At 48.2% G+C, this 512-nt stretch carries 1 rRNA gene; it reads right to left on the bottom strand.

The annotated features are described in order from the left end of the window. Positions 1-207 (bottom strand): 23S ribosomal RNA (locus B5F19_RS16955); the annotation flags it as partial. Positions 208-512 lie beyond the last annotated feature (305 nt).

Below are 512 nucleotides of genomic sequence, written 5' to 3'. Positions count from 1 at the left end.
ACTTAGATGTTTCAGTTCAGGCGGTTCCCCACGTACGCCTATTTGATTCAACGCACGTTGACAGAGTATTGCTCTGCCGGGTTTCCCCATTCGGAAATTCCGGGATCAAAGCCTATGTGCGGCTCCCCCAGACTTATCGCAGCTTGTCACGTCCTTCTTCGGCTCTCGATGCCAAGGCATTCCCCTTGCGCTCTTATCAGCTTGACCTCGTCGAAGCAAAGTCCATTCCGTTCAGAACACCCTCTCAGGTATTCCTCACTTCATTCCCTTGCTTCTCCTCTTCCTCGCGAACCCGCTTGCGCTGGGCTTCGCTCGGATAGATTCTGGTTCTCATCAAGAATTATGCAGGCTTCAGATTCGGTTCATTGTAGTTTTGTGTTACCCTTTTAAAAGTCCACAAAAGTTTACTTTGTTACCTCTCTGTTGCTTGCTCGCAATTTCTTGCTTGCATTCACTGTTCAGTTTTCAAGGTGCAGACCTCTGATCCTTCTTCAAGACCAGATTGAAATGCT

The organism is Pseudoflavonifractor sp. An184, assembly GCF_002160305.1.
Taxonomy (GTDB): Bacteria; Bacillota; Clostridia; order Oscillospirales; family Oscillospiraceae; genus Lawsonibacter; species Lawsonibacter pullicola.
This window is presented reverse-complemented; position numbering and strand designations above follow the sequence as displayed.